Annotated in this window: 22 protein-coding genes; 5 read left to right on the top strand and 17 right to left on the bottom strand. The window is 30.6% G+C overall.

The features are described from left to right. The first annotated feature begins 19 nt into the window (after positions 1–19). On the top strand, positions 20–859 hold the full coding sequence (locus ACP15M_RS01285) for a 1,4-dihydroxy-2-naphthoyl-CoA synthase (RefSeq protein WP_425075356.1): 840 nt from the start codon (positions 20–22) through the stop codon (positions 857–859). A gap of 15 nt (positions 860–874) precedes the next feature. Next, the gene (gene menA / locus ACP15M_RS01290) at positions 875–1,780 is read left to right on the top strand and encodes a 1,4-dihydroxy-2-naphthoate octaprenyltransferase (protein WP_425075357.1); all 906 of its coding nucleotides are present in this window, start codon (positions 875–877) and stop codon (positions 1,778–1,780) included. Between the two features lie 70 nt (positions 1,781–1,850). Here menA and ACP15M_RS01295 read toward each other — a convergent pair whose 3' ends face one another. After that, the gene (locus ACP15M_RS01295) at positions 1,851–2,333 is read right to left on the bottom strand and encodes a nuclear transport factor 2 family protein (protein ID WP_425075358.1); all 483 of its coding nucleotides are present in this window, start codon (positions 2,331–2,333) and stop codon (positions 1,851–1,853) included. 41 nt (positions 2,334–2,374) lie between these two features. Continuing rightward, entirely contained in the window at positions 2,375–3,451 is a 1,077-nt protein-coding gene (gene aroB, locus ACP15M_RS01300) for a 3-dehydroquinate synthase (RefSeq protein ID WP_425075359.1), read from the bottom strand. Between the two features lie 95 nt (positions 3,452–3,546). Between aroB and ACP15M_RS01305 the strand changes: the two genes are divergently transcribed. Next, positions 3,547–4,719 (top strand): proline dehydrogenase family protein, encoded by a 1,173-nt coding sequence (locus ACP15M_RS01305; protein ID WP_425075360.1) that lies wholly within the window; start codon positions 3,547–3,549, stop codon positions 4,717–4,719. 37 nt (positions 4,720–4,756) lie between these two features. Here the strand turns inward: ACP15M_RS01305 and ACP15M_RS01310 are convergent, their stop codons facing one another. The 5 genes from ACP15M_RS01310 to ACP15M_RS01330 all read right to left on the bottom strand — a co-directional run bounded on the left by ACP15M_RS01310 (position 4,757) and on the right by ACP15M_RS01330 (position 12,183). Beyond that, positions 4,757–7,105: a GumC family protein gene (locus ACP15M_RS01310; protein ID WP_425075361.1), complete on the bottom strand. Its 2,349-nt coding sequence runs from the start codon at positions 7,103–7,105 to the stop codon at positions 4,757–4,759. 12 nt (positions 7,106–7,117) lie between these two features. Beyond that, positions 7,118–7,936 carry a polysaccharide biosynthesis/export family protein gene (locus ACP15M_RS01315; protein WP_425075362.1) on the bottom strand — a complete coding sequence of 273 codons (819 nt, stop codon included), beginning with the start codon at positions 7,934–7,936 and terminating at the stop codon, positions 7,118–7,120. A gap of 21 nt (positions 7,937–7,957) precedes the next feature. Further along, positions 7,958–9,850 carry an SDR family NAD(P)-dependent oxidoreductase gene (locus ACP15M_RS01320; protein ID WP_425075363.1) on the bottom strand — a complete coding sequence of 631 codons (1,893 nt, stop codon included), beginning with the start codon at positions 9,848–9,850 and terminating at the stop codon, positions 7,958–7,960. Continuing rightward, positions 9,847–10,971 carry a DegT/DnrJ/EryC1/StrS family aminotransferase gene (locus tag ACP15M_RS01325; RefSeq protein WP_425075364.1) on the bottom strand — a complete coding sequence of 375 codons (1,125 nt, stop codon included), beginning with the start codon at positions 10,969–10,971 and terminating at the stop codon, positions 9,847–9,849. The genes ACP15M_RS01320 and ACP15M_RS01325 overlap by 4 nt, the downstream gene beginning before the upstream one ends. Positions 10,972–11,178: 207 nt before the next feature. Further along, positions 11,179–12,183, bottom strand: coding sequence for a polysaccharide deacetylase family protein (locus ACP15M_RS01330; RefSeq protein ID WP_425075365.1), 1,005 nt, complete (start codon positions 12,181–12,183; stop codon positions 11,179–11,181). Positions 12,184–12,308: 125 nt separating this feature from the next. Between ACP15M_RS01330 and ACP15M_RS01335 the strand changes: the two genes are divergently transcribed. After that, positions 12,309–13,559, top strand: coding sequence for a GNAT family N-acetyltransferase (locus tag ACP15M_RS01335; RefSeq protein WP_425076054.1), 1,251 nt, complete (start codon positions 12,309–12,311; stop codon positions 13,557–13,559). A 1-nt stretch (position 13,560) separates the two neighbouring features. Here ACP15M_RS01335 and ACP15M_RS01340 read toward each other — a convergent pair whose 3' ends face one another. Genes ACP15M_RS01340 through ACP15M_RS01355 form a run of 4 tightly spaced genes read right to left on the bottom strand, consistent with a single transcriptional unit; the run spans position 13,561 to position 17,463 of the window. After that, positions 13,561–14,577: an ATP-grasp domain-containing protein gene (locus tag ACP15M_RS01340; RefSeq protein ID WP_425075366.1), complete on the bottom strand. Its 1,017-nt coding sequence runs from the start codon at positions 14,575–14,577 to the stop codon at positions 13,561–13,563. After that, the gene (locus ACP15M_RS01345) at positions 14,578–15,198 is read right to left on the bottom strand and encodes a sugar transferase (protein ID WP_425076055.1); all 621 of its coding nucleotides are present in this window, start codon (positions 15,196–15,198) and stop codon (positions 14,578–14,580) included. A gap of 2 nt (positions 15,199–15,200) precedes the next feature. Beyond that, positions 15,201–16,349: a glycosyltransferase family 4 protein gene (locus ACP15M_RS01350; RefSeq protein WP_425075367.1), complete on the bottom strand. Its 1,149-nt coding sequence runs from the start codon at positions 16,347–16,349 to the stop codon at positions 15,201–15,203. A gap of 7 nt (positions 16,350–16,356) precedes the next feature. Continuing rightward, positions 16,357–17,463, bottom strand: coding sequence for a glycosyltransferase (locus ACP15M_RS01355; protein WP_425075368.1), 1,107 nt, complete (start codon positions 17,461–17,463; stop codon positions 16,357–16,359). Positions 17,464–17,796: 333 nt separating this feature from the next. Between ACP15M_RS01355 and ACP15M_RS01360 the strand changes: the two genes are divergently transcribed. Beyond that, positions 17,797–18,765: a methyltransferase domain-containing protein gene (locus ACP15M_RS01360; protein WP_425075369.1), complete on the top strand. Its 969-nt coding sequence runs from the start codon at positions 17,797–17,799 to the stop codon at positions 18,763–18,765. 28 nt (positions 18,766–18,793) lie between these two features. On the opposite strand, the gene ACP15M_RS01365 is transcribed toward ACP15M_RS01360, so the two are convergent. From ACP15M_RS01365 to ACP15M_RS01390, 6 genes are read right to left on the bottom strand one after another with little or no spacing between them, the layout of a single operon-like run. Next, the gene (locus ACP15M_RS01365) at positions 18,794–19,525 is read right to left on the bottom strand and encodes a DUF2334 domain-containing protein (protein ID WP_425075370.1); all 732 of its coding nucleotides are present in this window, start codon (positions 19,523–19,525) and stop codon (positions 18,794–18,796) included. 30 nt (positions 19,526–19,555) lie between these two features. After that, positions 19,556–20,641, bottom strand: coding sequence for a glycosyltransferase (locus ACP15M_RS01370; protein ID WP_425075371.1), 1,086 nt, complete (start codon positions 20,639–20,641; stop codon positions 19,556–19,558). A 7-nt stretch (positions 20,642–20,648) separates the two neighbouring features. Continuing rightward, a complete protein-coding gene (gene asnB, locus ACP15M_RS01375; RefSeq protein ID WP_425075372.1) occupies positions 20,649–22,496 on the bottom strand; it encodes an asparagine synthase (glutamine-hydrolyzing) in 1,848 nt (615 codons plus the stop codon). 10 nt (positions 22,497–22,506) lie between these two features. Continuing rightward, entirely contained in the window at positions 22,507–23,571 is a 1,065-nt protein-coding gene (locus tag ACP15M_RS01380; RefSeq protein ID WP_425075373.1) for a glycosyltransferase, read from the bottom strand. Positions 23,572–23,591: 20 nt separating this feature from the next. Next, a complete protein-coding gene (locus ACP15M_RS01385) occupies positions 23,592–25,205 on the bottom strand; it encodes a glucosamine inositolphosphorylceramide transferase family protein (RefSeq protein WP_425075374.1) in 1,614 nt (537 codons plus the stop codon). Positions 25,206–25,248: 43 nt separating this feature from the next. Beyond that, entirely contained in the window at positions 25,249–25,974 is a 726-nt protein-coding gene (locus ACP15M_RS01390; RefSeq protein WP_425075375.1) for a hypothetical protein, read from the bottom strand. Positions 25,975–26,114 lie beyond the last annotated feature (140 nt).

Genomic DNA, 26,114 nt, shown 5'->3' on the forward strand with positions numbered 1-26,114 from the left:
GCTACAAAACAACTAAACTATGAGTACAGCAAAATGGGTTACTGCAAAAACCTATGAAGACATTACTTATCAAAAATGTAATGGTGTTGCTAGAATAGCATTTAACAGACCTAATGTTAGAAATGCGTTTCGACCAAAAACAACAAGTGAATTATATGATGCATTTTATGATGCAAATGAAGATGTGAATATTGGAGTCGTATTACTGTCTGCAGAAGGTCCTTCTACTAAAGATGGTATTTGGAGTTTTTGCTCTGGAGGAGATCAAAAAGCCAGAGGACATCAAGGTTATGTAGGCGATGATGGATATCACAGATTAAATATTCTAGAAGTGCAGCGTTTAATTCGATTTATGCCTAAAGCAGTAATTGCAGTGGTTCCTGGTTGGGCTGTTGGTGGAGGTCATAGTTTGCATGTGGTTTGTGATTTAACTTTAGCGAGTAAAGAACATGCTATTTTTAAGCAGACTGATGCAGATGTGACGAGTTTTGATGGTGGTTATGGATCTGCATATTTGGCTAAAATGGTCGGACAAAAAAAGGCTCGTGAAATATTTTTCCTCGGAAGAAATTATTCTGCACAAGAAGCTTACGACATGGGAATGGTAAATGCTGTAATTCCTCATGATGATTTAGAAGCAACAGCTTATGAATGGGCTCAAGAAATATTGGCTAAGTCGCCAACATCGATTAAGATGCTTAAGTTTGCTATGAACTTAACCGATGATGGTATGGTTGGGCAACAAGTGTTTGCTGGTGAAGCTACACGTCTGGCATACATGACAGATGAAGCTAAAGAAGGTCGAGACGCGTTTTTAGAGAAACGCAAACCTAACTTCGATAAAAAATGGATTCCATAAATAGAAATCTACTGTATGTTTAAAAAAATTAAACCTTGGATTTCTGCATTTCGATTGCGAACCTTGCCTTTATCAGTTTCAGGAATTATTATTGGTGCTTGCTTGGCAGCACATAATGGTGCTTTTAATATTTTCATTTTTGTTACTGCTATATTATTGACTATTAGTTTGCAAATTCTTTCAAATCTAGCCAACGATTATGGTGATGGAGTAAAAGGAACCGATAACGAAAATAGAGTAGGTCCAGAACGAGCTATTCAAAGTGGAGCTATTAGTGAAGATGAAATGATGTTGGGCATCAAAAACAATATCTTAATTGTTGTTGCTTTGGCTGTAGCTTTAATTTATATGTCTTTTGGTGTAAGTCATTTATTATTATCACTTTTATTTTTCTTATTGGCAGGACTTTCCATTTATGCTGCAATAACATATACTGTTGGAGATTCGGCTTATGGTTACAGAGGATTAGGAGATGTTTTTGTGTTTATATTTTTTGGATTGGTAAGTGTAGGAGGTAGCTACATCTTATTTGTAAAGCAAATAGACCATCATATTTTCTTACCAGCAATTTCATTAGGCTTATTAAGTGCAGGTGTTTTAAACCTCAATAACATGAGAGATATAGAGTCTGATAAAGTTTCAAATAAAATAACTTTAGCAGTAAAACTAGGAAAATCAAAAGCTAAGCGATACCACTTTTTTTTGATAATATCGGCAATCATTGTATCAATGCTTTTTGGAATACTATACTTTTCATCCTTTTATAATGTCTTGTTTTTTATAGCATATATTCCTTTGGGTATTCATATTTTTAAGATTAAAAATGCTAAGTCACCAAATGACTTTGATTCTCAGTTAAAAGTATTAGCATTAACCACATTTTTATTCTCCTTGCTTTTAGGTATTGGTTATATTTTATAACCTTTTGTGTCTTATAATCACTCGATTTAATGTTTCTTAAAAACAAGCTTAACCTATAAGCTACACTAACTTAAAAAGTATTGGCTTTACTTTTTTTCTTTTCAAACTTGTTTAACAAGCTATTGGTTTGTATTTGAAGCTTGTTTTTAAAAAATGACGTATGTCCTAAAAGATATCCTTTTAAACCTAAGGCTTGCTTAGACCATTTATAAAGATTGAAGGTGTCTATATGTTTGATGACCTTTCCATCTTTAAATTCAAAGTTTGCTTCAATAACATTATGCACTTTTCTTCCTGTTTTACTAAAAGTATAGAAAGCTTCCCAAGATGCAAACCCTTTATCTTCTGAAGTTTTAATTTTTGAATATATAATATGAAAATCTTTATCTTTTTGCGATTCACAAAGCATTCTCCACATGTTCTTTGCGCGATTTCCTTTTAGAACACCAAACGCTGGATCTTCAAACACAATGTCGTCATGATAGCATGACACCATAGTTTCGGCATCTAGATTATTAAAAGCTTTATAAAATCTTGTGATTACGTTTTCCATGACTCGTTTATAAGCATCAAGATACGCAATTTGTTTTGTAATTAAACAACTAAACTGTTATAGTATTTAAAGGCTTCAATAATTAGTTCGTTAGACACTAAACAATCAATTTTAGGTTGGCCAATGGCTTCCAAAAGGACAAAATTGACATTGCCATGCTCATTTTTTTTATCATACTTTAAAAGTTCAATAATAGGAGCGTAATCTTCATCTTTAAATTGTACAGGTTTATATATTGAATTGATGGCTTTAGAAATGCTTTCTAGATCATTTTTTGAAAACCCTAATAATTCCGCAGATAAATAGCATTCTAAAATCATACCAATAGCAATCGCTTCACCATGTAGTAGCTCTTGCTTGCTTTCAGATTCTAAAAAATAAGATTCAATAGCATGACCAAGAGTATGCCCAAAATTAAGATGTTTTCTAACACCTTGTTCCTTTGGGTCTTCTAAAACAATATTCTTTTTTATAATAACAGAATCATATATTAATGCATCTAAATCATTTAGTGTAAGCTTCGACAAATCGGTCAAGGTTTCAAAATAAACACGGTCTTTAATGAGTCCGTGTTTTAGCATTTCAGCCAAGCCAGACTTTAAATGATTTTGTGGTAATGTATCTAAAAATGATGTATCAATTAAAACCATGTCACCAGAATTAATTACACCAATTTGATTTTTAACAGCACCAAGATCAACACCATTTTTTCCACCTACAGAAGCATCAACCATTGCTAAAAGAGATGTTGGAATGTTAATATATTTGATACCACGTTTAAAGGTACTTGCAACAAAACCACCAAGATCTGTAACCACACCACCTCCAAGATTGAGCAAAAGGCTTTTTCGGTCGGCATTTAATTCAGATAGAGCATTCCAAACACCAACACAAGTTTCAATTGTTTTGTATTGCTCGCCAGCTTCAATCTCAATAATTTCAATATCTATATGTGTTTTTAGATGTGACATGAAAGTAGCAAGGCAAAACTCATGAGTGTTAGTATCGACAAGAACAAACACTTTAGAAAAATAATGCTTATCAATATATTGATTTAGTGCTTTATAGCCAGTAGAATTAAAATGAACGGTATATGTTTTAGTTTCTATGGAATTCATAGTCATTTTGTCGCTTTATATGAATGTGGAAAATTAGCGGTTTTTAGTAAAATAATAGCAACCAAATAATTATTTTTGATGTATATTTTTTTTAAATGAAAACAAATACACTTTTCAATAATACTGAAGTCGCTTTTGCTCTAAAAAACGATGCTCAGTTAGAACGCGCTTACTTTTTGTTTAAAATGATTTCTCATCAACCTTTAGTTAGAATAGGAACCGCAGCTACAAATTTTGCTTTAAAAGCAAACTTACCAGTTGAAGGCTTAATTAGATCCACAGTATTTGATCATTTTTGTGGAGGGATTAATGAAGAAGATTGTCTGCCAGTAATAGACAAAATGTTTACTAAAGGTGTGAGTTCTGTTTTAGATTATTCTGTTGAAGGTAAAGAAGAAGAAGCCACTTTTGATGAAGCAAGAGATAAGATTTTAAAAATCATTCAATTTGCAGATGAAAAGGAAGCCATGCCAATAGTTGTATTTAAGCCTACAGGTTTTGGACGTTTTTACTTGTATCAAAAAAAGGGAGAAGGAAAGCCCTTTACTACTGAAGAGCAAAGTGAATGGGATAGAGTAGTAGCTCGTTTTGATGCAGTTTGTAAGTTAGCCAAAGCAAAAGATGTAGAGGTGTTGATAGATGCTGAAGAAAGTTGGATGCAAGATGCAGCAGATGAACTTTGTGAAGCAATGATGCAAAAATATAATCAAGACAAACCTATTGTTTATAATACATTGCAAACCTATCGTTGGGATAGATTTGAATATTTAAAAGGAATCCACGAAAGAGCAAAAGCTCAAAGTTTTAAAGTCGGTTTTAAGATTGTTAGAGGTGCTTATATGGAAAAAGAAAGAGAGCGAGCTAATGATCAAAATTATAAATCGCCTATTTGTAAAACAAAGCAAGATACTGATGAAAATTTCAATACTTGTATGACCTACATATTGAATCATCTAGATGCCATATCATTGTTTATAGGAACTCATAATGAATACAGTTGTTATCTCGCTATGGACTTAATGAAAGAAAAAGGCATCGATAAAACCGATAATAATGTATGGTTTGGACAATTGTATGGTATGAGTGATCATATTAGTTTTAATTTAGCAAAACAAGGTTATAATGTTGCTAAGTATGTGCCTTTTGGTCCAGTAAAAGATGTGATGCCTTATTTAATAAGGCGAGCAGAAGAAAATACTTCAGTAGCAGGACAAACCAATAGAGAGCTTAATTTATTGAAACAAGAAAAAGCTCGAAGAAAACTATAAAAAAAAGCCACAATGTTTAAGTTGTGGCTTTTTTATTTTATATAATTCCAAATTTCTTCTTTTTCCGTTGCGGATTATTTCCGTAGCCATAACCATAGCCTTTTCGTTTTAAAGTACCATTTAAAAGAACTGCCATATTTGGTAATCGTTTTTCTTCGTAAAGCGTCTGTGCAATATGCAATTCACGCTTGTCAATATTGTTAGCACTTACCACATACACAAAAATATCTGCATGATCACTTATAAGTAAAGTATCAGTAACTAAGCCAACAGCAGCTGTATCAACAACAATGTAATCGTAACTTTTTTTAGCGATATCAAATAATTCAGCTACACGTTCACTCATTAAAAGTTCGGCTGGATTTGGAGGAATTGCTCCAGAAGGAATAACATCTAAAAACGGATTGTCTTTTATCGTAAAAGTAACATCAGAAACACTTAATGAAGCATCTGAAATATAATTGGTTAAGCCTTTGTCTGGTGTAATGTCTAAATAATCATTAACTCTTGGAACTCTAATATCGGTTTCAATTAACAGTACTTTCTTTTCTGAAAAAGAAAATGACTTAGCAAGATTCGTTGAAGTATGCGATTTTCCTTCTTGTGCTTTTGTAGAGGTCACAAAAATTGTTTTACAATCACTTTTGTGTTTTTGAAGAAGGAAGTTGATATTAGATCTAATGATTCTAAAAGCTTCAGCTTTAGGAGAATAATCTACTCGTTTTATCATTAAGTTTTTCTTATTAGATTTAGGAATATCTCCTAAATACGGAATACTTACAACTTTTTCTAAATCTGCTTTAGACTCAATAGTGGTGTTTAATAAATCTTTAGTATAAATAAGTCCTATTGGTAGTGCTAATCCTAAAATAAAAGCTGCTAAGTACACTACCATTTTTTTAGGACTTACAGGATTCATTGTAGTATACGCTTTATCTACAATTTTTGCATTAGGCGAAGACATGCCTTGAGAAATCGCAGTTTCTTCACGCTTTTGTAATAAATATAAATATAAGGACTCTTTAATGTCTTGTTGACGCTTAACATCTCTAAACTGTCTTGCTTTAGTAGGAGCAGAGTAGAGTTGCGAACTAATTCTAGCATCTTCTCTGTTTAAGGCATTTAAAGTAATTGAATTAGCCGATTTGATATTGTCTAAACTCTGATTTAAGTTTTGTTTGAGCGCAGCAATTTGCTCATTTAAGTTAATTACTGTTGGATTTTTATCGGTTGAATTTTTTAAGATACGATCTCGCTGAAGCACTAATTCGTTATGACTTTTAGTGATTTGCATTACAGAATTATCAGCAATACCAACATCTGCTGGTAAAAGATCACTATCAGAATCATTGTTGTTTAAATGATCTTTCATGTAGTCAATTAACTGAATCTGGTTCGTGGTATTTATAATTTTAGCATCATTTGCTTTTTCACTCTGAAGAAAAATATCAGCTTGAGAACCTAAGGCAGTTAATCTGTTATTTTTTTGAAGGGTTTCAGCAGTAAAATCTACTTGTTCTAATTCATTTGACACTACGTTTAAACGATTGTTTATAAAGTTGGAAGTAGCTTCTACCACTTTTTCTTTATCTTCAATGACGTCATTATTATATTTTTCTACGAGTTTGTCGAGAACAAGAGCAGCCTTGTATTTAATATTTTCATTAAGACTAATTTTAATAATATTTGAACCTTTTTCATTAGAAGTCTTTACTTTTCCCTGATATTGCTCAACTACACGTGTAATGTCAGATAATTGAATCTTTAAACTAGTACCAGGTGTTATATCATATTTTCCAGTATTTGGCGTAATGATGAAGTCGCCAAAACCAGAAGTTATTCGATCACCAAAAGCATATTCTTTAGCATTATCGCCTTCATAATTAAAAATCTCACTGCCTTCTTCATTAGATAATGTAAACTTATTAATTGATTTCATTTTTAAAAACAGTGTGGTATCAACTGAATTTATGATAGAATCACTTTCAAAAAAGTTTAAAATTACTGGAGGATTTTTATAAACTTCTTGTTCTTTAATTTTGCCTTTAACGTAATATTTTATGTTAAGCTTTAAGTCTTCAACAACTTGACGTACTAAAGCTCTAGACTTAATAATTTCTATTTCGTCAGTAACATTAGTATAATCTGAAGAGAATAGTCCATAATCTTGTAGTGCTGAAATTTCAGGTAATTGTTTTTGCTGTTTATCACTATTAATTTTTATAATAGCTGTAGCTTGATATTGGTAATTGGCATATCTTAAAAACAAAAAGGCAATACCTAGTGCTAGTATTAAGCATGCTGAAATAAATTTCCAATGCGACAAAAATAAGTCTACTTTGTCTCTCAGTTCGTTTTGTAAACTGTTCGTTTTACTAGTATTCATAATCTTAGAAACTTATTTATTTGAGTTGATGATTATAGCTGTAATAGTTGCTAAAGTTGCAACTGCAGAAATAATAACTCCAGTAGTTTGGTTGTATGTTGATTGACGAACTCTAGAATTGTTTGGCTCTACATAGATAACATCATTTTGAGACAGGTAATACACAGGAGAATTAACTACATTAATAGAGGTAAGGTCTAATTTTGCGTATTTCTTTTGGCCATTAACTTCTCGTATTAAAAAGACATTATTTCTTTTTCCGTAAATGGTTAAATCGCCAGCCAAACCTAATGCTTCAGTAAGAGAAATACGTTCATCTTGTATAGTATACGTACCAGGTCTATTGACTTCGCCTAAAACAGTAACTGTAAAGTTGATAAGTCTGATATTTACAATAGGATCTTTTACATAAACTGTTAGTTTTTCTTTCAGCATCTCTGTAACCTCTGCTCGTGTTTTTCCACCAATGTTTAAAGTTCCTAGTACTGGAAATTCAATATTTCCATTTGGATCTACAAGATAGGTTTGTCTTAATACACTACCATTAGCATTTAAGCCTGCATTATTTAAATTTCCACCATTATTAGAATACATTACAGACGACAAGTTAAATGGTCTTACTGCGTCTGGATCTAATGCAGAAACATCGATAGTTAAGATATCGTTTGGTTTATATGAAAGTTCATAGTTGTTTTCTAAATGAGTTTCATCAGAAACTGGTTCATCTTGAAAATAAATAATATCTTTTCTTGAAGCACATGAAGTTAACACTGCTATTAATAGAATTGATAAAACTTTGATTGTGTTTTTTAGGCTGAATGTTGTATGCATCGTTTATTGGTTTAGGAGCAATTATTTTTTAGAATCTAAGACTTCAAATTTAGAATTATTTGAAATATATTCTGGTAAAACTTGTTTGATTAAAGATACAACCTCTAGGTTTTGCACTTTTGAGTTTACCATACATAAGTTGGCAATTTTCTCTGAAACATCATTCACATCTAGTGGTTTTGTTTTGGCAATCATTATTTTTTCATGATAGGTTGGTCTAGTATTTTCACCATCTGCTAAGAGTTCTTCATAAATTTTTTCACCTGGACGTAGACCAGTTATTTTAATATCAATATCTTCAGGATACCTTAAGCCAGAAAGTATAATCATGTTTTTAGCTAAGTCAAATATCTTAACAGATTCACCCATATCAAACACAAAAATCTCACCACCATTACCCATTGTAGCTGCTTCAAGGACTAGTTGACAAGCTTCAGAAATTGTCATAAAGTATCTTGTAATATCTTGATGTGTAACGGTTAAAGGTCCACCATTTTCAATTTGTTTTTTAAATAAAGGAATTACAGATCCGTTAGATCCTAATACATTTCCAAATCTTGTAGTAATAAATTTAGTTTGTCCTTTGCCTTGTAAACAATTCACATAAAGCTCTGCAATACGCTTGGTTGCTCCCATAACATTGGTTGGGTTAACTGCCTTATCTGTAGAAATAAGTATAAATTTATTCACACTATGCTTTACAGATAGGCTAGCCATATTTCTTGTACCACCAATATTAACACTTACAGCTTCATAAGGATTGTTTTCCATTAAAGGTACATGCTTGTATGCTGCAGCATGAAATACAATTTTAGGACGATAAATATTGAAAAGACTTTCCATGCGCTTCTTGTCTCGTACATCGGCTACAATGGCAGTAAAGTTTTTTATACCATCACGTATAAATTCTTGCTGAAGCTCATATAACGCAGATTCTGCAGTATCTATCAGAATTAATTTTTTATAGGCATATTTTGTTGTTTTTCTAGCAATTTCACTTCCAATAGAACCAGCTGCACCTGTAATAAATATAATTTGATTTTCATATTCATGCACTAAAGCAGGATTAGTTATCATTATTGGTTCTCTTCCTAAAAGATCTTCAATGTTTACATCTTTAATTTGTCCTACACTTAAATCACCATCAATCCAAGTTTGAACAGGAGGAACAATTTTAACTTTTAAGCCTAACTCAAAGAGAATACTAGAAATTTCAAGAAGCCTTGATGGTTCAATATTTTGAATTGAGATAATAACTTCTTCAATGTTTTGCTTATTGATTAAATCTGGAGTTATTTTTTTTAAACTATAAACATATAGTGTGTTTATTTTTTTGCTAATTTTTCGCTCATTATCATCAATAAAACCAATAACTTCATGACTATTTTTAGGATCATTAGTAATGGCATCATAAGTTAACATACCAGAACTTCCTGCGCCATAAATCATGACTCGTTTTTTGTTTTTAAAATCTTGCATAACATGATTATACACAGATTTTACAAATAGTTTTAATCCAATTAGAAATAAAATATTAAGCATCAAATGAATGTAAATCACTGATCCAGAAATATTAAAAATACTATCGTAATTGAATTTTCTACTAAAAAATGTTGTAACAATTAAAATGGTTGCTAGTATATTGACACCAATTATAATGTTTACGACGTCTTTAAATCCAGTAAATCTAACAACGCCTTTATAAGAACCAACAAGAAGAAAACTTATGAATGCAGCCAAGAAAACAAATGGTATTTGTTTAAACATGACAACAACATCAAAGTTTATTTGAAAGTTAAATCGAATAATATAAGCAATGATAAACGTAAATGCTACAACGCATAAATCGAATAACATTACCAGCCATTTGGAGGCATATTTTTGCGATATGTTTTGAAGTTTACGTTTAATCATGCTCTAAAATACGCTTTTATTGCAGAAATCACCCTATTCAATTCATTTTCAGTTAAGTTTGAACCGCTAGGCAAACATAACCCTTTTTTAAATAAATCATCTGAAACACCGTTTAAATAACAAGGAGCAGCACTAAATACTGGTTGTTGATGCATTGGTTTCCAAAGTGGTCTCGACTCAATGTTGTGCTCTAGAAGCTTTAACCTTAAACCTTCTCTAATGGTTTCCGAAGGCGTCAAAATGCAACTCAACCATCGATTAGAATAAAATCCTTCTGGTTCATCTAAAAAAGTAATTTCATTTATATCTTCTAAATGTTGCGTGTAAGATTTATAAACCTTGCGTCTAGCCAAAACACGATCATTTAAAACTTCCATTTGTCCTCTACCAATGCCAGCCAGAACATTTGAAAGTCTGTAATTATAACCTATTGATTTATGATGGTACTCGACTGCATTTTCTCTAGCTTGTGTTGCTAAGAATACAGCTCTGTTTTTCCATTCGGGATTTTTAGTAATTAATGCTCCACCACCAGAAGTTGTAATGATTTTGTTTCCGTTGAAAGATAAAATTGCAATATCGCCAAAGGTACCACACTTTTTGTTTTTATATGAACTTCCTAATGATTCAGCACTATCTTCTATGATAGGAATGTTATAAGCGTTTGCAATACTATGAATTTCTTCAACCTTGTATGGCATTCCATATAGGTGTACAGCTACAATTGCTTTTGGTTTTTTTCCTTTTTTAATACGATCTTGAATGGCATGCTCCAAAAGTTCTGGTGACATGTTCCATGTTTCAGCTTCACTATCAACAAATACTGGAGTTGCACCTTGATATACGATTGGGTTTGCAGATGCAGAAAATGTCTTGCTCTGACAAATGACTTCATCTCCTTGTTTTACATTAAGTAAAATTAAAGCTAAATGTAGTGCTGCAGTTCCAGAACTGAGTGCTGCAACTAAATTGTTGTCGTTAAGGTAGTTTTGAATATCTTCTTCAAATCCATTCACGTGAGGTCCAAGTGGAGCAATCCAATTTGTTTCAAAAGCATTTTGAACATAATTTTGCTCACGACCACTCATATGTGGTGACGACAACCATATTTTAGATTCCATAATCAAAATTGCTAAGTAAGTTTATTACTATTCAACAGTGTTGTGCCTATTGAGGGATTTGGGCGTAAGATTTAAAATAATGATGCTTTAAGACATCAAATTCTTGGTTAAATATGCATTAATAGCATAAAACTCACCAAATAAACACGATAAAAAACAGTTTTTTACGTTGATTAATTGACTTTCTAATAAATAAAAACTACTTTTTTAAAGTGAAGCTTTGATTTTATTGGTTAGTTCAGTCATTGTTGAACTTTCAAAATTATAGTCTTTATTTAAAGATTTGTAAGTCTTAAAGATTTCTTCAAGATTAGCAAAATTTTGTTCAGTTTGAGCACCAAAGTTATGAGGATGCCACCACAAATGAAACATCTCGTTCTTTTTTGCTGCTTTAGTCATGCCTTTTTTAATGCGCTTTAGTTTTAAAGATTCAAACTTTTTAAACTTGTTGCTATAGGCTCTAAGCATACGACTTGATGGTAAATTAATTAAAGATTTGTCGTTGTTAATTTTAAATACATCGTACGTGTTTGAACCTGTAATATTTACATAAGCATCTAAAAACTTTAAGACTTTAAAAATTAACCAGTTTTTGTAAAATTTTGTGATGTGTATGTTATAAATGAATGAATTTTCTTTTCCTCTAAATGAAGCAATGCCATGTTTTTTTAAAACATCTAAAATTGGCTGATCTACAGCTTTATGAGGATCAATCATATTTCTTGGAAATACGAGACTCTTAATTGGTACCTCTCTTTTTTCTGCAATTTTTATGGCAGAATTTAAATCATCATCAAATTGCGCTATGTTTTGACCAGGAATATGACAATAGTAATGGCAAAATGTATGTGTCCCTATTTCATGGTTGCCATCTGCTTTTATCTTATTAATACCTGAAAGTGCATAATGAAAAGGATCGTCGTTTTCATCATGTCCTATAGAATCTAACATAGGATATGGTGAAAATTTCTTATCGTTATAAGTTGGTTTATTTTTTGGACTAAATGCTTTCAATTCGTCTTTATCTTTAGCAAACAAAAAACCTACAGTAGCGAATGTAAGCTTTACATTGTATTTTTTACTAAGTTCAAGAAGTCTATCAATTACAAGACCTACATTTTGAAGGTTTTGTTTATAATCTTCAACAGATCTTTTATCAAAAACGCCCCAATGTATCTCGTAATCTAATGAAATAACAAAATGTCCATTCATAGCTTTGCAAATAATTGCCTCAAAAGTAATTAAAATTAACAGTTTATTTTAATTCTATTAATTGATTATAAGTAATCAAAAATGTTACTTTTGCACTATCATACTCTAACAAATGTTTCATTTTGATGAGATCCAACCCGTTTACAACATCTATTTATGAGTCCATTTGGTCAAAGCACTTCAACGAAGGCAAAACGCTTGAGCATTTTGAGTTTATCAATGGAGTTAAGTTTGTAAAGAACTCAAAAGATGGTGTTTATGTAAATGCAGCAAGAAATTTAACTAAAGGAATTTTCTATGAGTTAGATCACACAAAATCAGATTATAAAGGAAAAACGTTTTTGCTTTATGATGTTCCAGAGTATTTTAAGGTAGCGGAATTTAATCCACCTTCAAGTTCTTCTTTAAAGCTTAAAAAGATATTTCAATATCAAGGATTTTTGATGGATGTTTCCAACTTTGAAAATCAAGACGACTATATTAATGCTCAGTTTAGTTCTAAAAACAGAAGAGAATTTAGATCTAACATGAGACGTCTTGAGCAATGTTTTAATGTTCGTTATGAATTTATTCACGAGGCAATGGAAGCTTCTGATTTTGAAATCCTTTTCGAGCAATTTTATACTTTATTAAGCAAACGATTTGCTGGAAAACAAACCAACTACCATCATTTAAGTCCGAAAAAATGGAATTATTACAAAGAGTTGGTTTTTAAGATGCTACAAGAAAAAAAAGCATCATTGCTAGTTATTTATAATGAAAATACACCTATAGGAATCACGTTAAATTTTCACGCTGAAGATGTGCTTTTTGAAACCATTACGGTTTTTGATTCTGATTATTACAAATTTAGTATAGGGAAAACTTCAATTATAAAACTTTTAGAATGGTGTTTTGAAAATAAGTATCGCATTTCAGATTTTTCTAAAGGAGATTTTGACTACAAGCACAAATGGAGTAATGTTATTTATAATTTTGATTATCATGTACTATATGATTCAAAATCTTTGGTTTCTATATTGAAAGCCAAGTATGTTGAAACTTATTTTAAGTTGAAATTATATTTACGACGAAAAAAAGTTAATGAGTTATATAGGAAGTATAAGTTTATGTTGGCTGGTAACTCTGAAGCTTCAACCACAGCACCTCAGGCTATAAAATTTGAAAAAATTGAAGCGTTTGATTCTTCTTCAAAAGATGTTATTGAAGTTAATTATCAAGAAGAATCTGATGATTTTTTACTTCAATATGTGTATACATTTGCATTTGCTAATCCTGAACCTATTGAACATATAAAAGTATTTAAATTGGTTAAAAATGATAAAGAAATTATAATTTCTGGTTCAAAAAAAGCTCAAAAAATCACTTTTGCTTAGTCTATTTTATTTCCAGCATTCTATCGCATTTAGAAAATAATTTTCCAGCTTTATATTGATTATAAGCTTCAACGTTTTTGTTTCCTTTTAACCATTCAATGTATAAAGCACACGTGTCAACTCCTGCTTCATGTGAAAACGGATAACCTCCTCCAAATCTTGGATTTAACTCTAAAAGATAAAGCTGATTATTAGCAACAAAAACATCACAATCAAGATTTCCTATATGCTTTAAATTTTCAGAAACTATACGACCTAAAGTTTCAAATCGTTCATCAATAACAGAGATGGCTTTATCGGTTTCTCCAGAGCGCATATTTAATTTTTTTCTAACAAAGGTTCCGAAGTAATTGCCTTCAAAATCATTAACAATATCTAAACCATATTCCTGACCGTTCATTTTTTCTTGAATAAGAATAGCATTGTCTAAATCCTGTTCGCTTGCCGTATTTAAAATAGATTTCTTCAGTTTTATATGCTGAAGCTTAAATGCTAAATCTAATTCTTCTTCAGTTTCAGGAAAATCAATTCCTATTGACGCGCTTCCCCAACGTGGTTTAACAACAAGAGGATAACTTAGTTTTTCTTCAGCTATAGCGCTTTTGGCTGTAATTAGGTTAGTATAAGTTAAAGGTGTTTGTAAACCTATTTTTTGAATAAAATTGAAGGTCTTTATTTTATCAAAGGCAATGTCTATTACATTTTCATTAGATACAATAACTTTCACACCTGTAGACTCTAACTCTGATTTGTGTTTTGATAGAATAGGTAATTCTAAATCGTTTAAAGAAATAATAGCATTAATTTGATGCGCTTTTACAATCGTTTTTAAAGCATCGATATAATTAGAATCATAAATGCTCGGAACAATTAATGCCACATCTGCATCAACCATTGCAGGAGCAGTATCACTCATATCTGCAGCAAAAATTTGTCCTTGCCCTTTTATAGCTTCTTTAAAGTAATTGATTAAGTAGTTTCTGCGTCCTGCACAAGTAAAAAGTAAGTGTAATGCCATTTAATTATCTTGATTGGTTTGAGTACCCATAAAATCTGGGACAATATCATTTTCTACACTATAAATTCCGTCTTTTTTAAAGACTTTATAGACGGTTAAAAATAGAATTTTTAAATCTAACATAAAAGACAAATGTTTTACATACCATACGTCGTATTCAAACTTTTGCTCCCAACTAATAGCATTTCTACCATTAACTTGAGCCCAACCTGTAATGCCAGGTCTGATATTATGTCGTTGTTTTTGAAAAGCGTTATATCGTGGTAAATATTTTACTAATAAAGGTCTAGGACCAATTAAACTCATGTCGCCTTTAATAACGTTTAGTAATTGCGGAATCTCATCTAAGGAATACTTTCGAACAAAAATACCAGCTTTTGTAAGTCGTTCTGAAGGTGGTAAAAGTTCTCCATTAGCATCAGTTTTATCGTTCATGGTTTTGAACTTAATAATTTTAAAGATGCGTTCATTTTTTCCTGGTCGTTCTTGAAAGAAAAAAGCACTTCCATTATTCTTTACAAGCAATACAATCCAAACCACAGTAAAAATAGGAGAGGCTAGTAGGAAACCAATTGTTGCTGCGACTAAATCTAAAAGACGTTTTATGAAGTTTTTATAGATCTTCATGATTCTAAAGTTTGATATAATTTTAAAATTTCGTTCCATACAAACTCTTGTTTGTAGCGCTTCATAATTCTTGATCTCGAATGTGTTATCATGGCCTGACGCTTTTCGGGATGATCAATCATAAATTGCATAGCATCTTCAATAGCATTTGTATTTTTAACAGGAATAATTAATCCGTTAACATCATGCTCAATAATTTCATTACAACCGTTAATATTACTTACAATACAAGGTAATTCCATACAGCTACACTGAAGCACTACATTAGGAAATCCTTCACGGTAACTAGGGAAAGTAAGTGCGTGAGAAATGGCTACATAAGGTCTGATATCTTTTTGAACTCCTGTAGCAATAATTTGCGGATTCTCTTTAATTAATTGTTCGGTTTCTGGCTGTAAAGGATCTAAATGATTTTCTCTAGGTCCAACTAATAAGAGTTTCGAATTTAAATGCTTTTTTGACAGCGAATTAAATGCTGAAACCAATTCGTTAATACCTTTGTCTTTTACTATTCTGCCAATAAAAATAAAAACAATGTCTTTTTCGGAGATCTTGAGTTCTGCTCTTAAATTTTGTTTTTGTGTTTCTGAAACCAAAGCTGCATCATAATGTGTTGTGTCAATTCCGTTGGAGCTTCCATTTCCAATTACTTTAAGCTTTGAAGCTTTAGTGAATTTTTCATCTAGAATAATACGTTCTAATCCGAAAGAATTCGGAAGAATACCTGTAGCACAACTGTAGGTGAATTTTTCAACAGCATTTAGAATTTTTCGCTTGAATCCTGAAGCTTCAAGCAATGGCATTCCAGCAATAGTATGTAATCGATGTGGTACACCAGCCAATTTAGCTGCTAACATGCCTACAGTTCCAGCTTTTGGTGTATGTGTATGCACGATAAAAGGCTTTTCTTTTTTTAAAAATTTATATAGTTGAAAAACAGCTTTTAAATCTTTGATAGGAGTAATGGTTCTAGTCATTTCTACAGCATGTGTTTTAATGCCTTCGTTTTCTCTAACTTCTCTAAGAGGATCGCCTTCAGTTGCAATACCAATAACATCGTAATGCTTATTCATAAAGCGATGTTGTCCTCTTAAAAGTGTTCTTAAAGAGGAAGGAACCGTTGTAATACGAATAAGTTTTTTCATGGATTTGTTAATTGATTTGGTTTAGCATTGCTTCTACGAAGTTATCAATTGACCTAGACTTAATGTAATCTTTAAAATATAATGTTTTGTTATCTGTAGTATTTGCTAATCCTTTTTTCATGGCATCTTTTAAGGCTTCACTATTATGAGTTTCACAAGTTTCAATGCCTTTAATGTTTGCAATTTCTCCAGCACATAATGAGCTTACAACATTATTATTCTGTGACATCATCTGCAAAAGCACATTTGGAAACCCTTCAATTCTAGAAGATACTACACAAAGTTTCGCTTTTTGAAAAATTGGATATACGTTATTAGTGTAACCATATAAAATAACACGATCTTGTAAGTCAAGAGCGTCAATTTGATCAATTAGTTTTTGTTGCTCTTCATCAGAACCATTTCCTAAAATGACTAATTTCAAGGACTTATCATCTAAAAGATGAAACGCATCAATAAGAATGTCAAAACCTTTTTCTGGTATTAATCGACCAGCTGCTACAATAAAATTATCAATATTGAAATCTGTGTTTTGATTAGCTTTAAAAGCAATTTCATCTAAATTTACTGGATTAGGAATCACAACTACTTTATTTTCTTTTGACAACCAAGGTAAGGCTTCAAGTAGTTGTTGTTTCATTAACTCAGTTTGACAAATGATGACATCAGCATATCGATAACCCATTTTATAGGCCGTTTTGTAAAGCTTTAATTTAAATCCGCTAAAGCGTAAAAAAATTGAAGTCGATTCTCTCAACACAAGCTTAGTGTGCTTTAAAACCTTTACTTTTTTCAAAAAACCTAGAAGTCCGTTAATTAGAGCTTGAGAACTTATGGCATGCTTAATACGATGCGTTTTTGATAGTCTTTTTATATACTTAAATGCACCAAAATAGCCTTTATATACTGAGTTATAATCAAGATATACAATATTACATTTGCTTTCTAAAGATTCCCAACCATGATGCTTTTTTCTAACCGTAAATATTACAGTACATGTTTTTCCTTGTTTTATAAAATGATTGATGATGGTAAATAAAACTTGTTGTGCTCCACCACCAATTAAATCATCTGGAAGTACAAAAAGCCAATCTATATCATCTTTATTAGCCATAAGGTTCTAATTAAATTTTATTTTAAAGGAAGTAAATAATATGAGTTTGACATTTAGAATTTAGATTTTTCATAAAGAAAAGGCAACGTATTTAATGTGTAAGATGTTTGCTTTCAATGTCTTGAGTTGTGAATCTATATATGATTTAAAACATTACAAGTTATCATTTTTTTTATATTTCAAATGGTTATTTAAAAGAAATGCTATTGATTCTTAATTATAAGATTGTTATTTCAATAAAATATATAGCAAAAAGTAAAATTGAACCATAACTAATTTGTAACTTTTGTTGCATAAATAATTTGTACCAGCCATAATTTAAAGATTTTGAATATGAAAATAAAATACTTTTTAAAAGGTTACATAAAAGGAAAATTGAGAAAAGTGTTTTTGTTTTTAACTAAAAACTCCTCTATAGCTAGAAGGTATTTGATAAATCATGAGAGGGTTGGAGGTAATAGTCTTTATTGTTATAGAGTTTGGATGAAGCATTTAAAATATTGGTCACTTGTTAATGACGAAGTTCCAAAAGTAGTTGTCGAATTTGGACCAGGAAAATCTTTAGGAGTAGGTCTGTCTGCATTAATATCTGGTTCAGAAAAGCTGTTTGCTTTAGAAAAAAACCAATATTGGAATATAGAAGACAATGTCAAAGTTTTTGATGAATTAGTAGAACTGTTTAAAGCAGAAACTAAAACAGAAAGTATAAATGCGACATTTGAAAACACATCTAATAAACCATTAGATTTTCCTTCAAAAATTTTAAACAACACACATTTATCAAATAGTTTAAAAGCTGATAGAATACAGAGTATTCGTAAAGAGCTTTTTGATCCATTTAATCCAAACAATACGTATATAGTGTCTTTAATTCCTTGGGAAAAAACAGACGTAATACAAGAGAATACAGTAGATTATATTGTTTCACTTACTGTTTTACAACATATAGATAACTTGCCATTTGCATACGAATCTATGCATCGATGGCTAAAAAATGGAGGTTTTGTTTCTCATAAAATTGATTTTAAGTCTATGAATCGTACAAAAATATGGAATGAGCATTGGACACTTAGTGAATCGGAATGGGATTTTGTTACAGGTCAGTCATTTGTAATAAATAGAGAACCTTTATCATCTCATTTAAAATTATTGGAGGCTAATGATTTCAAAATTCTTAATGATGTACGAGATTCTAGCAAAAATGAATTTGAAAGAAAAGATTTAGATGACAAGTTTAAACACCTTGATGATAAAGACTTAACAACTAGTGGATATTACTATTTTGCTCAATTACAAAAGTAAGCTTCCTCATTGAAACGTTGTGCATTTTTCAGTTTTTAAGCCAGTTTCTACATTTAAAAAACAGCCAATATAAATAGTTAAAAGTTTTATCTAAAAGTGTTCGTTTACCGTATTGTAAGGTATCAATATCTATAAAATGGGACGTGTTTTTTTGTATGAACAATTTTATGTTTTCAATATCATTTTCAGACATGTTATTTGGATGTAAGCAAATTGTCCACAATCCGAAAGGCATTTTGTATGGACTGCTAATTTGCTGAGGAATCCAGTTAAAATCATATAATTTATATGTGCCTAAAGCAATTCCGTCACTTATAATATTAATGCTGCTTTCTGTTTTTAAAGCTTTTAAAGTATTTAAGTCGAACGTATGAGAAGGAGCAACCCAAATATTTGTTTCAATATTATGGTTCTTAAAAATCTCAATGCCTTTTTTTATTTTTTCTAATTGTATTTTTAAGGGTAATCCAGCAAATTCAGAATCGTTGTTCTTAGGAATTAATCCACCATTAGACGAAATATAAACATGATTATAACCATGTAATGCTATTTTGTAATTTTTGTTTTGCCATGCTTTTACTTTTTTCCAAAAATTAGCATTGGGCTTATCTACCACTAAAGATTGGTCTTCGTTATGTGGTATGACTGCCATAATTGGCTTTATATTATAAAGATCAAAAATATCTTCTAATTGTTGCCATTTAGCCAAATTCATAGTTGGACAGGCATCATCTAATCTTATAATATATTTAGCAGGCATATTTTTGTGTTTTCAAAGCAACTTATTGTATTACTCATTAATTATTTGGTTAAACAGCGCTTCATATTGATTTAGAATCTTTTCTTTTCTGAATCGTCGTTGAACAGATTCACTGATGTCTTTTGGATTCCATTCTTTATTGAAAAGACTATGCTTTATTTTTTCTGAATAATCTTCTTCAGAAACAACTAAATAACCATTTATATCATTTTGTATTATTTCTTTAGTACCTCCAGGAGCATCAAATGCAATAACTGGAGTGCCTACAACGCAACTTTCTAATAGTGCATTAGGAAACCCTTCAACATACGAGCCTTGCAAATATAAATCTGAAGCCGAAAGATAATCATCTACTTTATCTGTTTTAGGAATGTGTATTATGTTGTCGGTTAATTTATAATCGTCAATAAGTTGTAAAAATTCTGAACGTTCATCACTATCACCAATAATTGTGTATTGAAATGGAAAATTTAATGTTGCTAATTGTTTCAGTATTCTTTCGTAACCTTTCTCTTTACTAAGCCTTCCTACAGTTATTAATTTTTTAATTTCAGTTGAATCATTTTTACTTTTTATCTTAATATGCTGAGTAATAGGATTATTAATTAAAACTAACTTTTGTCTTTTCACTTTAAAGTTATTTGACAAATCGTTAACCATGTCATTAGACTGACAAACTATGGCATCTAACCAATTATAGCCATTTTTAATTAGTTTACTATAGTAGTTCGAACTGTTATCTGAATTGCCTGAATACAGTCGCATTACCGAATTAACACTTGCTTCTCTGCCAATAAATTTTGTTTTCCTAAAAAAGAGAGAAATAAAAGCCATAACCAAGTTTAAATGCGATATTGAACTAATAACAACATGTTGTTTGTTCTGTTTTAAATACAAAAACAACGAAGGAATGGCGTTTAATACTCTAGACTTGTTTAAAAACTTTAAATGGATGCCTTCAACTTTATAGCCAGCATCTTTTTTATAACCAATAATTAAGAGCGTCGCTTCAAATTTATCTTTATCTAAATTTTGAGCCACAAACGACATTATTTTTTCTGCTCCATGCGGTTTTAGAGTTGGTAAAACAAATGTGATTTTAATTTTTTTGTCCATGTAGTACTTATCTAATAGAAAGTCCTTTTCCGTTTGTATTAAGCCATTGTTTTAATACCAATAGTTTCCAAATTAATGGATACTTATTCCAGCTTCCATCCATATGTTGGCTAATCATCAATTTTACTTTTTCTACATTAATACATGGTATAGATTTTAAGGCATCATCGTTGAGTTCTTCTAAAACAAAATCTTTTAAATCTTCTCTAAACCAGCGAGAAAAAGGCATTGTAAATCCAGATTTAGGTCTGTCAAATATAGATTTAGGAACTTTTTGATACACTAAATCTTTTAAGATTCGTTTTTGGTTCTTTTTATCATATTTAAAATGTGTTGGAAGCGAATTTGCAAAATCTACAACACGATAATCTAAAAAAGGCGCTCTAGCTTCTAATGAATATGCCATTGAAGCTCTATCTACTTTTGTATTAATATCCCAATTGAGATACGTTTTAGTATCAAAATCTGAGATACGTTCAAGCAGGTTTTTATAATTATGTTGCAAATATTTTACTTCTTCTACATCGTTAAAATCGTGATTTGATGTAATCCATGAAGGATCTAAAGAGGTCATTAAATTCAGATAAAAATCATCTGGATTTTTAAAACCTAGTGATTGAGAAATTACTTTGAGTTTATAATTTGGCATTGCATTTAAAACCTTAGCCAAAACTTTTCTAGAACCCAAAGGGATTTGATAAATACTATTTATTTTTTTTGCCCAATTGTAACGATGATAACCAAGGAAACTTTCATCTCCAGCATCACCAGAAAGTGCAACAGTAACATGCTGTCTCGTATATTTTGAAAGTAACATTGAAGGTATTGCAGACGAATCTGAAAAAGGCTCGTCATAATAATGACAAAAATCTTTTATTAAATCGATACCTTCTTCATAATTACATTCTATAGTGTGATGATTTGTATTTAAATGATCTGCAACTTGTTGAGCATAGATGCTTTCGTCGAATCCTTTTTCATTAAATTTTACAGAAAAGGTTTTAATTTTTGAATCAGTGGATTCTGTAGCCAATGCAGCAACAAGTGAAGAATCGACACCTCCAGATAAAAATACACCAACAGGAACATCTGCATATAATCGCGTGGAAACTGCATCTTTTAGAATGGCATTTAATTCTTGTTTTGCATCGTCATAAGTGCCTGAAAACGGATTTGTGTTTTTATAATCAATATCCCAATATTGATAATCTTCAAACTTTCCAGTAGCTAAATCAAAAGTAAACGAATGTCCAGCTTTTAACTTTTTTACTTCATTAAAAATCGATTGTGGATCTGGAATATTTCCCCAAACCAAATAATATGTAATGGCTTTTTCTGAAATAGTTAAATTATTATGGTGTGTTTGAATAGAAGAAACCTGACTAGAAAATTCAAATTCTTTACCATTGTGATAATAGTAAAAGGGCTTTTGACCTAATCGATCTCTAGCTCCAAAAAATAGCTGCTTTTTTTCATCATAAATAACAAAACCAAACATGCCATTAAAATGGGTAACACAAGCTTTGCCATATTCAATATATGCTGCACAAACGACTTCAGTATCACTAGTTGTATTAAAAGTGTAGCCTTTACTTTGAAGTGTTTTACGTATGGCTTTGAAATTATAAATTTCACCATTGAATGCGATATGAACGTGATTATAATTAAAGGGTTGATTTGATCTTGGATCTAAATCTATAATAGATAATCTATTGTGACCAAAAGCAATTCTTGAAGTTTTTGAATTATAAAACTCAAAGCCTGTTTGATCTGGACCTCTAAAGGATGTACGTTTAAGCTTATCCTTAATTTGAGATTCATTATAGTTTATATTGGTTCCGTAAATTCCACACATACAGGTAGCATTATAGTATTGATTGGTATACTTTCAAGTGTTCTATATAAACACTATCGATGTTAAAAATGGATTTAATTTCTTGATATAATGTTTGAGATTTTTCTTTAGCAATATCGTAATTTTCAATAACAGAAATCATTTGTTTAGAGAATGAATTTACATCACAAACTATAGCATTTGACTGATTTAAAAAATCAGGAATACTACCAACAGGTGTTGCAATTACAGGTAGTTTAGATGCTGCAGCTTCAATAATAGCTACAGGCATTCCTTCCCATAAGGAAGGTAGTATTAAACAGTGTGCATTGTCTATGACTGATTTGATATCATTTTTAAAACCAAAAAGAATAAAATTGTTTTCTAATTGATTTGCTGCAATAGCCTCTTCTAACTCTTGTCTCATATAACCATCACCAACAACATGAATGACAAAATTATGAAGCTCTTTTTCTTTTAATTGATTTGCAAATGTAATTAAAGACAATGGGTTTTTAGGCGTATTTAATCGTCCTAAAAATAGAAACACAAAAGGTTTAGAGCTGTTGAAAACCCTCTCTTTTTCAGAATTAAAAGTATTAAAATCTACACCATTAGGAATAACAACACTATTTTTTAAATACCATTTTTTTGAATTCTCACTAAAAATAATGTCTTTTTTTCTGAAAGGTTTGGTTAAAAACAAGAGCCATCTTCTGCCAATTGATGCGACTTTGTTAGTATGCATTGTATATGCAATAGGTATCTTTTTATACTTTAATCTATAGATAATGCCAAGAAGACCACCATGATATTGGTGACAATGAAACACAACATTTTCGTAATCCTTTATTATTTGGTGAAGTTGATTTAAACCTTTTGTTAAGGTAGAATTTCTAAATGAAGTAATATTTAAAAAGTGAACTTCAATGTTTTCCTGAATAAATTTTTCTTCAAGTGTGTTTAATTCAGAAATTGAAATCACAATAGTTTTGGTATTTGGATTACTTTGCTTAGCGAGTTGAAACACCATTTGTTCGGCACCACCACCACCTAAACTACTCGATATATGTACTATTGTAATTGGTTTTTGCATTATAATTTTTTGCAACTTCTTTAGCGCTTTCTTTTAATTTTTGCATCAATAACTGTTAGAGTTTCAGATGCATTTATAGTGTGCGTTGAGAACATGTCTTTGCTCCAATTTGGATATATAGATTGTTCTAAACATTCTTTATAACTATTAGTATTTAAGGTTGTTATCTTATTAATATTCATGGCATAACCATAATGTTTTGTACAGTTTTGAGCTGGTCTAAAAATACAATTTTCGGACATATAAAGCTCACCTGCAGGTCTCGAAGAACTTTTATCTGTAACAATCGGATTTTGTTTATGAGCAATCCAATGATCATTTAATAAACTATCGGAATAAAATAGGTGCAACTCACTTTGCATTTTAGTGCCATTTAATTCTTCAATATTTGTAAATAACCAGTACTTGTTATCATGTTTAAAAATTGTGGAATCAACAGCTTTAATGTTATTCATTATTACTTTTTCTAATTCCCATTTATAAGGAAACGCTATGCATTTATATAACTCTATCGTATTATTGCCCATAGTTTCTGGTAGCATATACAATTTGCCATCATCTTCAATTAGAAAAGGATAGGAGAGGTGATAAGGTTGCTCTATAATGGTTTTTGGAGATTTATAATTTCCATCTTTATCCATTTCAATTACTGCAATTTTTCCGAAAGGTTCGTTAAACAATAGTTCTTCAATAAAAATGTAGTAGGTGTCGTTACGCTCAATAACAAATGGATCTGCCCAAATTCGGTCTTTTGGTGGTAATATTCTTTTAAAATTTTCAAAAGATTTGGGACGCTTTTTATTTGAATGCATTTGAAAAAGCAGTATCCATTGTTCAAAATACGAACGTCTTTCAATAACACCTTTAAATGCTTTAAAGTACAACTTTGAAACTGCTTTTATCGTTTGAAAATTACTAGGAATTTTATAGTCTTGATGCTTTTGAATTTTAGATTGATCATATTTATCTAACCATTTTTTAAAAAACTCATCAGGTTTAGATTTATATAATTCTTCAAGCATTCTAGGAAGCATATTTGCAGCTTTCCAATATATCGTATGAGCATGTCTATTGCTATACAATTTATCGTTTGAAAATGAAGTTTCATAAAGTATTGAATCTTGCTCAACTGGATGTCCTTTTAATAGTATCGAAACCTTAGTGTCTATTTGATTTTCAAAGAGTTCCCATATTCCAAAAGGACCTTTTCTTTTTTTACTGCAATCACCAAAATAGTATGACCATACGCCAAACTTAACATGTTTTAGAAGTTGCTCTGGAATTGAATTTTTGTCTAATTGAATAATTAAATCGAGCTGTTTTAAATCTTCTATTTCAACAGTATTCACTGAGCTTTCCTTGCAATTACCTAAAATCGATTTTAGGTTTTTTTGAGCTAAAGCATCAGGATAAGGCTTATGAATTTTGTTTTCTATTGCTTTAAACACAGCATAAGAAATCTGATTTATCTTAGAAATAAAAGTGGCTTTTTTTTCTGAAGGATATTTAGTCTTGATAACCAATACAATTTCAGCATATTTAGAATGTATTAACGATTCAATACAATTGAATGACCAAGAGGATAAGTTATTACTTTCTACAAGTAACCCAATTCTTAATTTATGTTTAGTCATTTTATTTTCTGTATCTGAAATCAAATAGTTTCACAAAATGTACTTACTTTAATTTACGTTTATAAACATATTGAAATAAGTACGTATCATGATTTTCAGGTTTCAATAGTATAAAATATAAGTACCATACAAAGCAACTCAGTACGACCATTTCGCCACCATCTTCTAACAACACTATAAAAAGTAAGGTATAACGATTATGATTTATAAATTCATGAATCATATCTACACCAATTCCAAAAAACAAAAACACAGCAAATAATAATCCTAAATCAATAGCTGTTTTTCTGTATTTTTTATCTCCATAATAATAACCTCCTACTAAAAAAAAGAGCAGTATAGACCCAAAAAGGGCTACATAAGTTAGCTCACCTAAATCTTGAGCTCTCAAACCAAACATTGGTGTATAATTAAATTTTTCAGTAACCCAAGCTCCAAAGCGTTCATGAAATTTCAATGAGTCATCTAATAGCATTAAAACAAATAATATAAGCCATGACACATAACCCATTTTTTTAGTTTTAATAAGTAATTTAATAAGTATGATGATTCCTATTACAAATTGTAAATACTGAAACATTTCAGGATAACCATCATCATTATTTAAATAAAAAGGAGCAATAGACCAACCGAGTTCTATTCTTTTAAATACTAAAAACACAAACAAAGCATGTAACAATACAAACAACACATCAATACTTAATAATATCTTAAGCAATCTACTTGCTTTAGGAATGCTAAAATGTTGTTTGAAAAATTGAAAACTCATTTAATGTTCTATTGGTTTGAAAGATAAATGTATGACATAAAAATAAAACAAGAGTTTTATTGCTGAAAATTCGATAAAACGCCAATTTTTATCCTTGATGAAGAGTTGGTAGGCATTTTTTTGGTTGAACTACAATAGCA

The organism is Psychroserpens sp. S379A (assembly GCF_049800755.1).
Classification (GTDB): Bacteria; Bacteroidota; Bacteroidia; order Flavobacteriales; family Flavobacteriaceae; genus Psychroserpens.

Excerpts from the sequence above, each read along its gene's own strand:
- ACP15M_RS01285 (WP_425075356.1), top strand. The coding sequence starts at position 20 with ATGAGTACAGCAAAATGGGTTACTGCAAAAACCTATGAAGACATTACT.
- menA (WP_425075357.1), top strand. The coding sequence starts at position 875 with ATGTTTAAAAAAATTAAACCTTGGATTTCTGCATTTCGATTGCGAACC.
- ACP15M_RS01295 (WP_425075358.1), bottom strand. The coding sequence starts at position 2,333 with ATGGAAAACGTAATCACAAGATTTTATAAAGCTTTTAATAATCTAGAT.
- aroB (WP_425075359.1), bottom strand. The coding sequence starts at position 3,451 with ATGAATTCCATAGAAACTAAAACATATACCGTTCATTTTAATTCTACT.
- ACP15M_RS01305 (WP_425075360.1), top strand. The coding sequence starts at position 3,547 with ATGAAAACAAATACACTTTTCAATAATACTGAAGTCGCTTTTGCTCTA.
- ACP15M_RS01310 (WP_425075361.1), bottom strand. The coding sequence starts at position 7,105 with ATGAATACTAGTAAAACGAACAGTTTACAAAACGAACTGAGAGACAAA.
- ACP15M_RS01315 (WP_425075362.1), bottom strand. The coding sequence starts at position 7,936 with ATGCATACAACATTCAGCCTAAAAAACACAATCAAAGTTTTATCAATT.
- ACP15M_RS01320 (WP_425075363.1), bottom strand. The coding sequence starts at position 9,850 with ATGATTAAACGTAAACTTCAAAACATATCGCAAAAATATGCCTCCAAA.
- ACP15M_RS01325 (WP_425075364.1), bottom strand. The coding sequence starts at position 10,971 with ATGGAATCTAAAATATGGTTGTCGTCACCACATATGAGTGGTCGTGAG.
- ACP15M_RS01330 (WP_425075365.1), bottom strand. The coding sequence starts at position 12,183 with ATGAATGGACATTTTGTTATTTCATTAGATTACGAGATACATTGGGGC.
- ACP15M_RS01335 (WP_425076054.1), top strand. The coding sequence starts at position 12,309 with ATGAGATCCAACCCGTTTACAACATCTATTTATGAGTCCATTTGGTCA.
- ACP15M_RS01340 (WP_425075366.1), bottom strand. The coding sequence starts at position 14,577 with ATGGCATTACACTTACTTTTTACTTGTGCAGGACGCAGAAACTACTTA.
- ACP15M_RS01350 (WP_425075367.1), bottom strand. The coding sequence starts at position 16,349 with ATGAAAAAACTTATTCGTATTACAACGGTTCCTTCCTCTTTAAGAACA.
- ACP15M_RS01355 (WP_425075368.1), bottom strand. The coding sequence starts at position 17,463 with ATGGCTAATAAAGATGATATAGATTGGCTTTTTGTACTTCCAGATGAT.
- ACP15M_RS01360 (WP_425075369.1), top strand. The coding sequence starts at position 17,797 with ATGAAAATAAAATACTTTTTAAAAGGTTACATAAAAGGAAAATTGAGA.
- ACP15M_RS01365 (WP_425075370.1), bottom strand. The coding sequence starts at position 19,525 with ATGCCTGCTAAATATATTATAAGATTAGATGATGCCTGTCCAACTATG.
- ACP15M_RS01370 (WP_425075371.1), bottom strand. The coding sequence starts at position 20,641 with ATGGACAAAAAAATTAAAATCACATTTGTTTTACCAACTCTAAAACCG.
- asnB (WP_425075372.1), bottom strand. The coding sequence starts at position 22,496 with ATGTGTGGAATTTACGGAACCAATATAAACTATAATGAATCTCAAATT.
- ACP15M_RS01380 (WP_425075373.1), bottom strand. The coding sequence starts at position 23,571 with ATGCAAAAACCAATTACAATAGTACATATATCGAGTAGTTTAGGTGGT.
- ACP15M_RS01385 (WP_425075374.1), bottom strand. The coding sequence starts at position 25,205 with ATGACTAAACATAAATTAAGAATTGGGTTACTTGTAGAAAGTAATAAC.
- ACP15M_RS01390 (WP_425075375.1), bottom strand. The coding sequence starts at position 25,974 with ATGAGTTTTCAATTTTTCAAACAACATTTTAGCATTCCTAAAGCAAGT.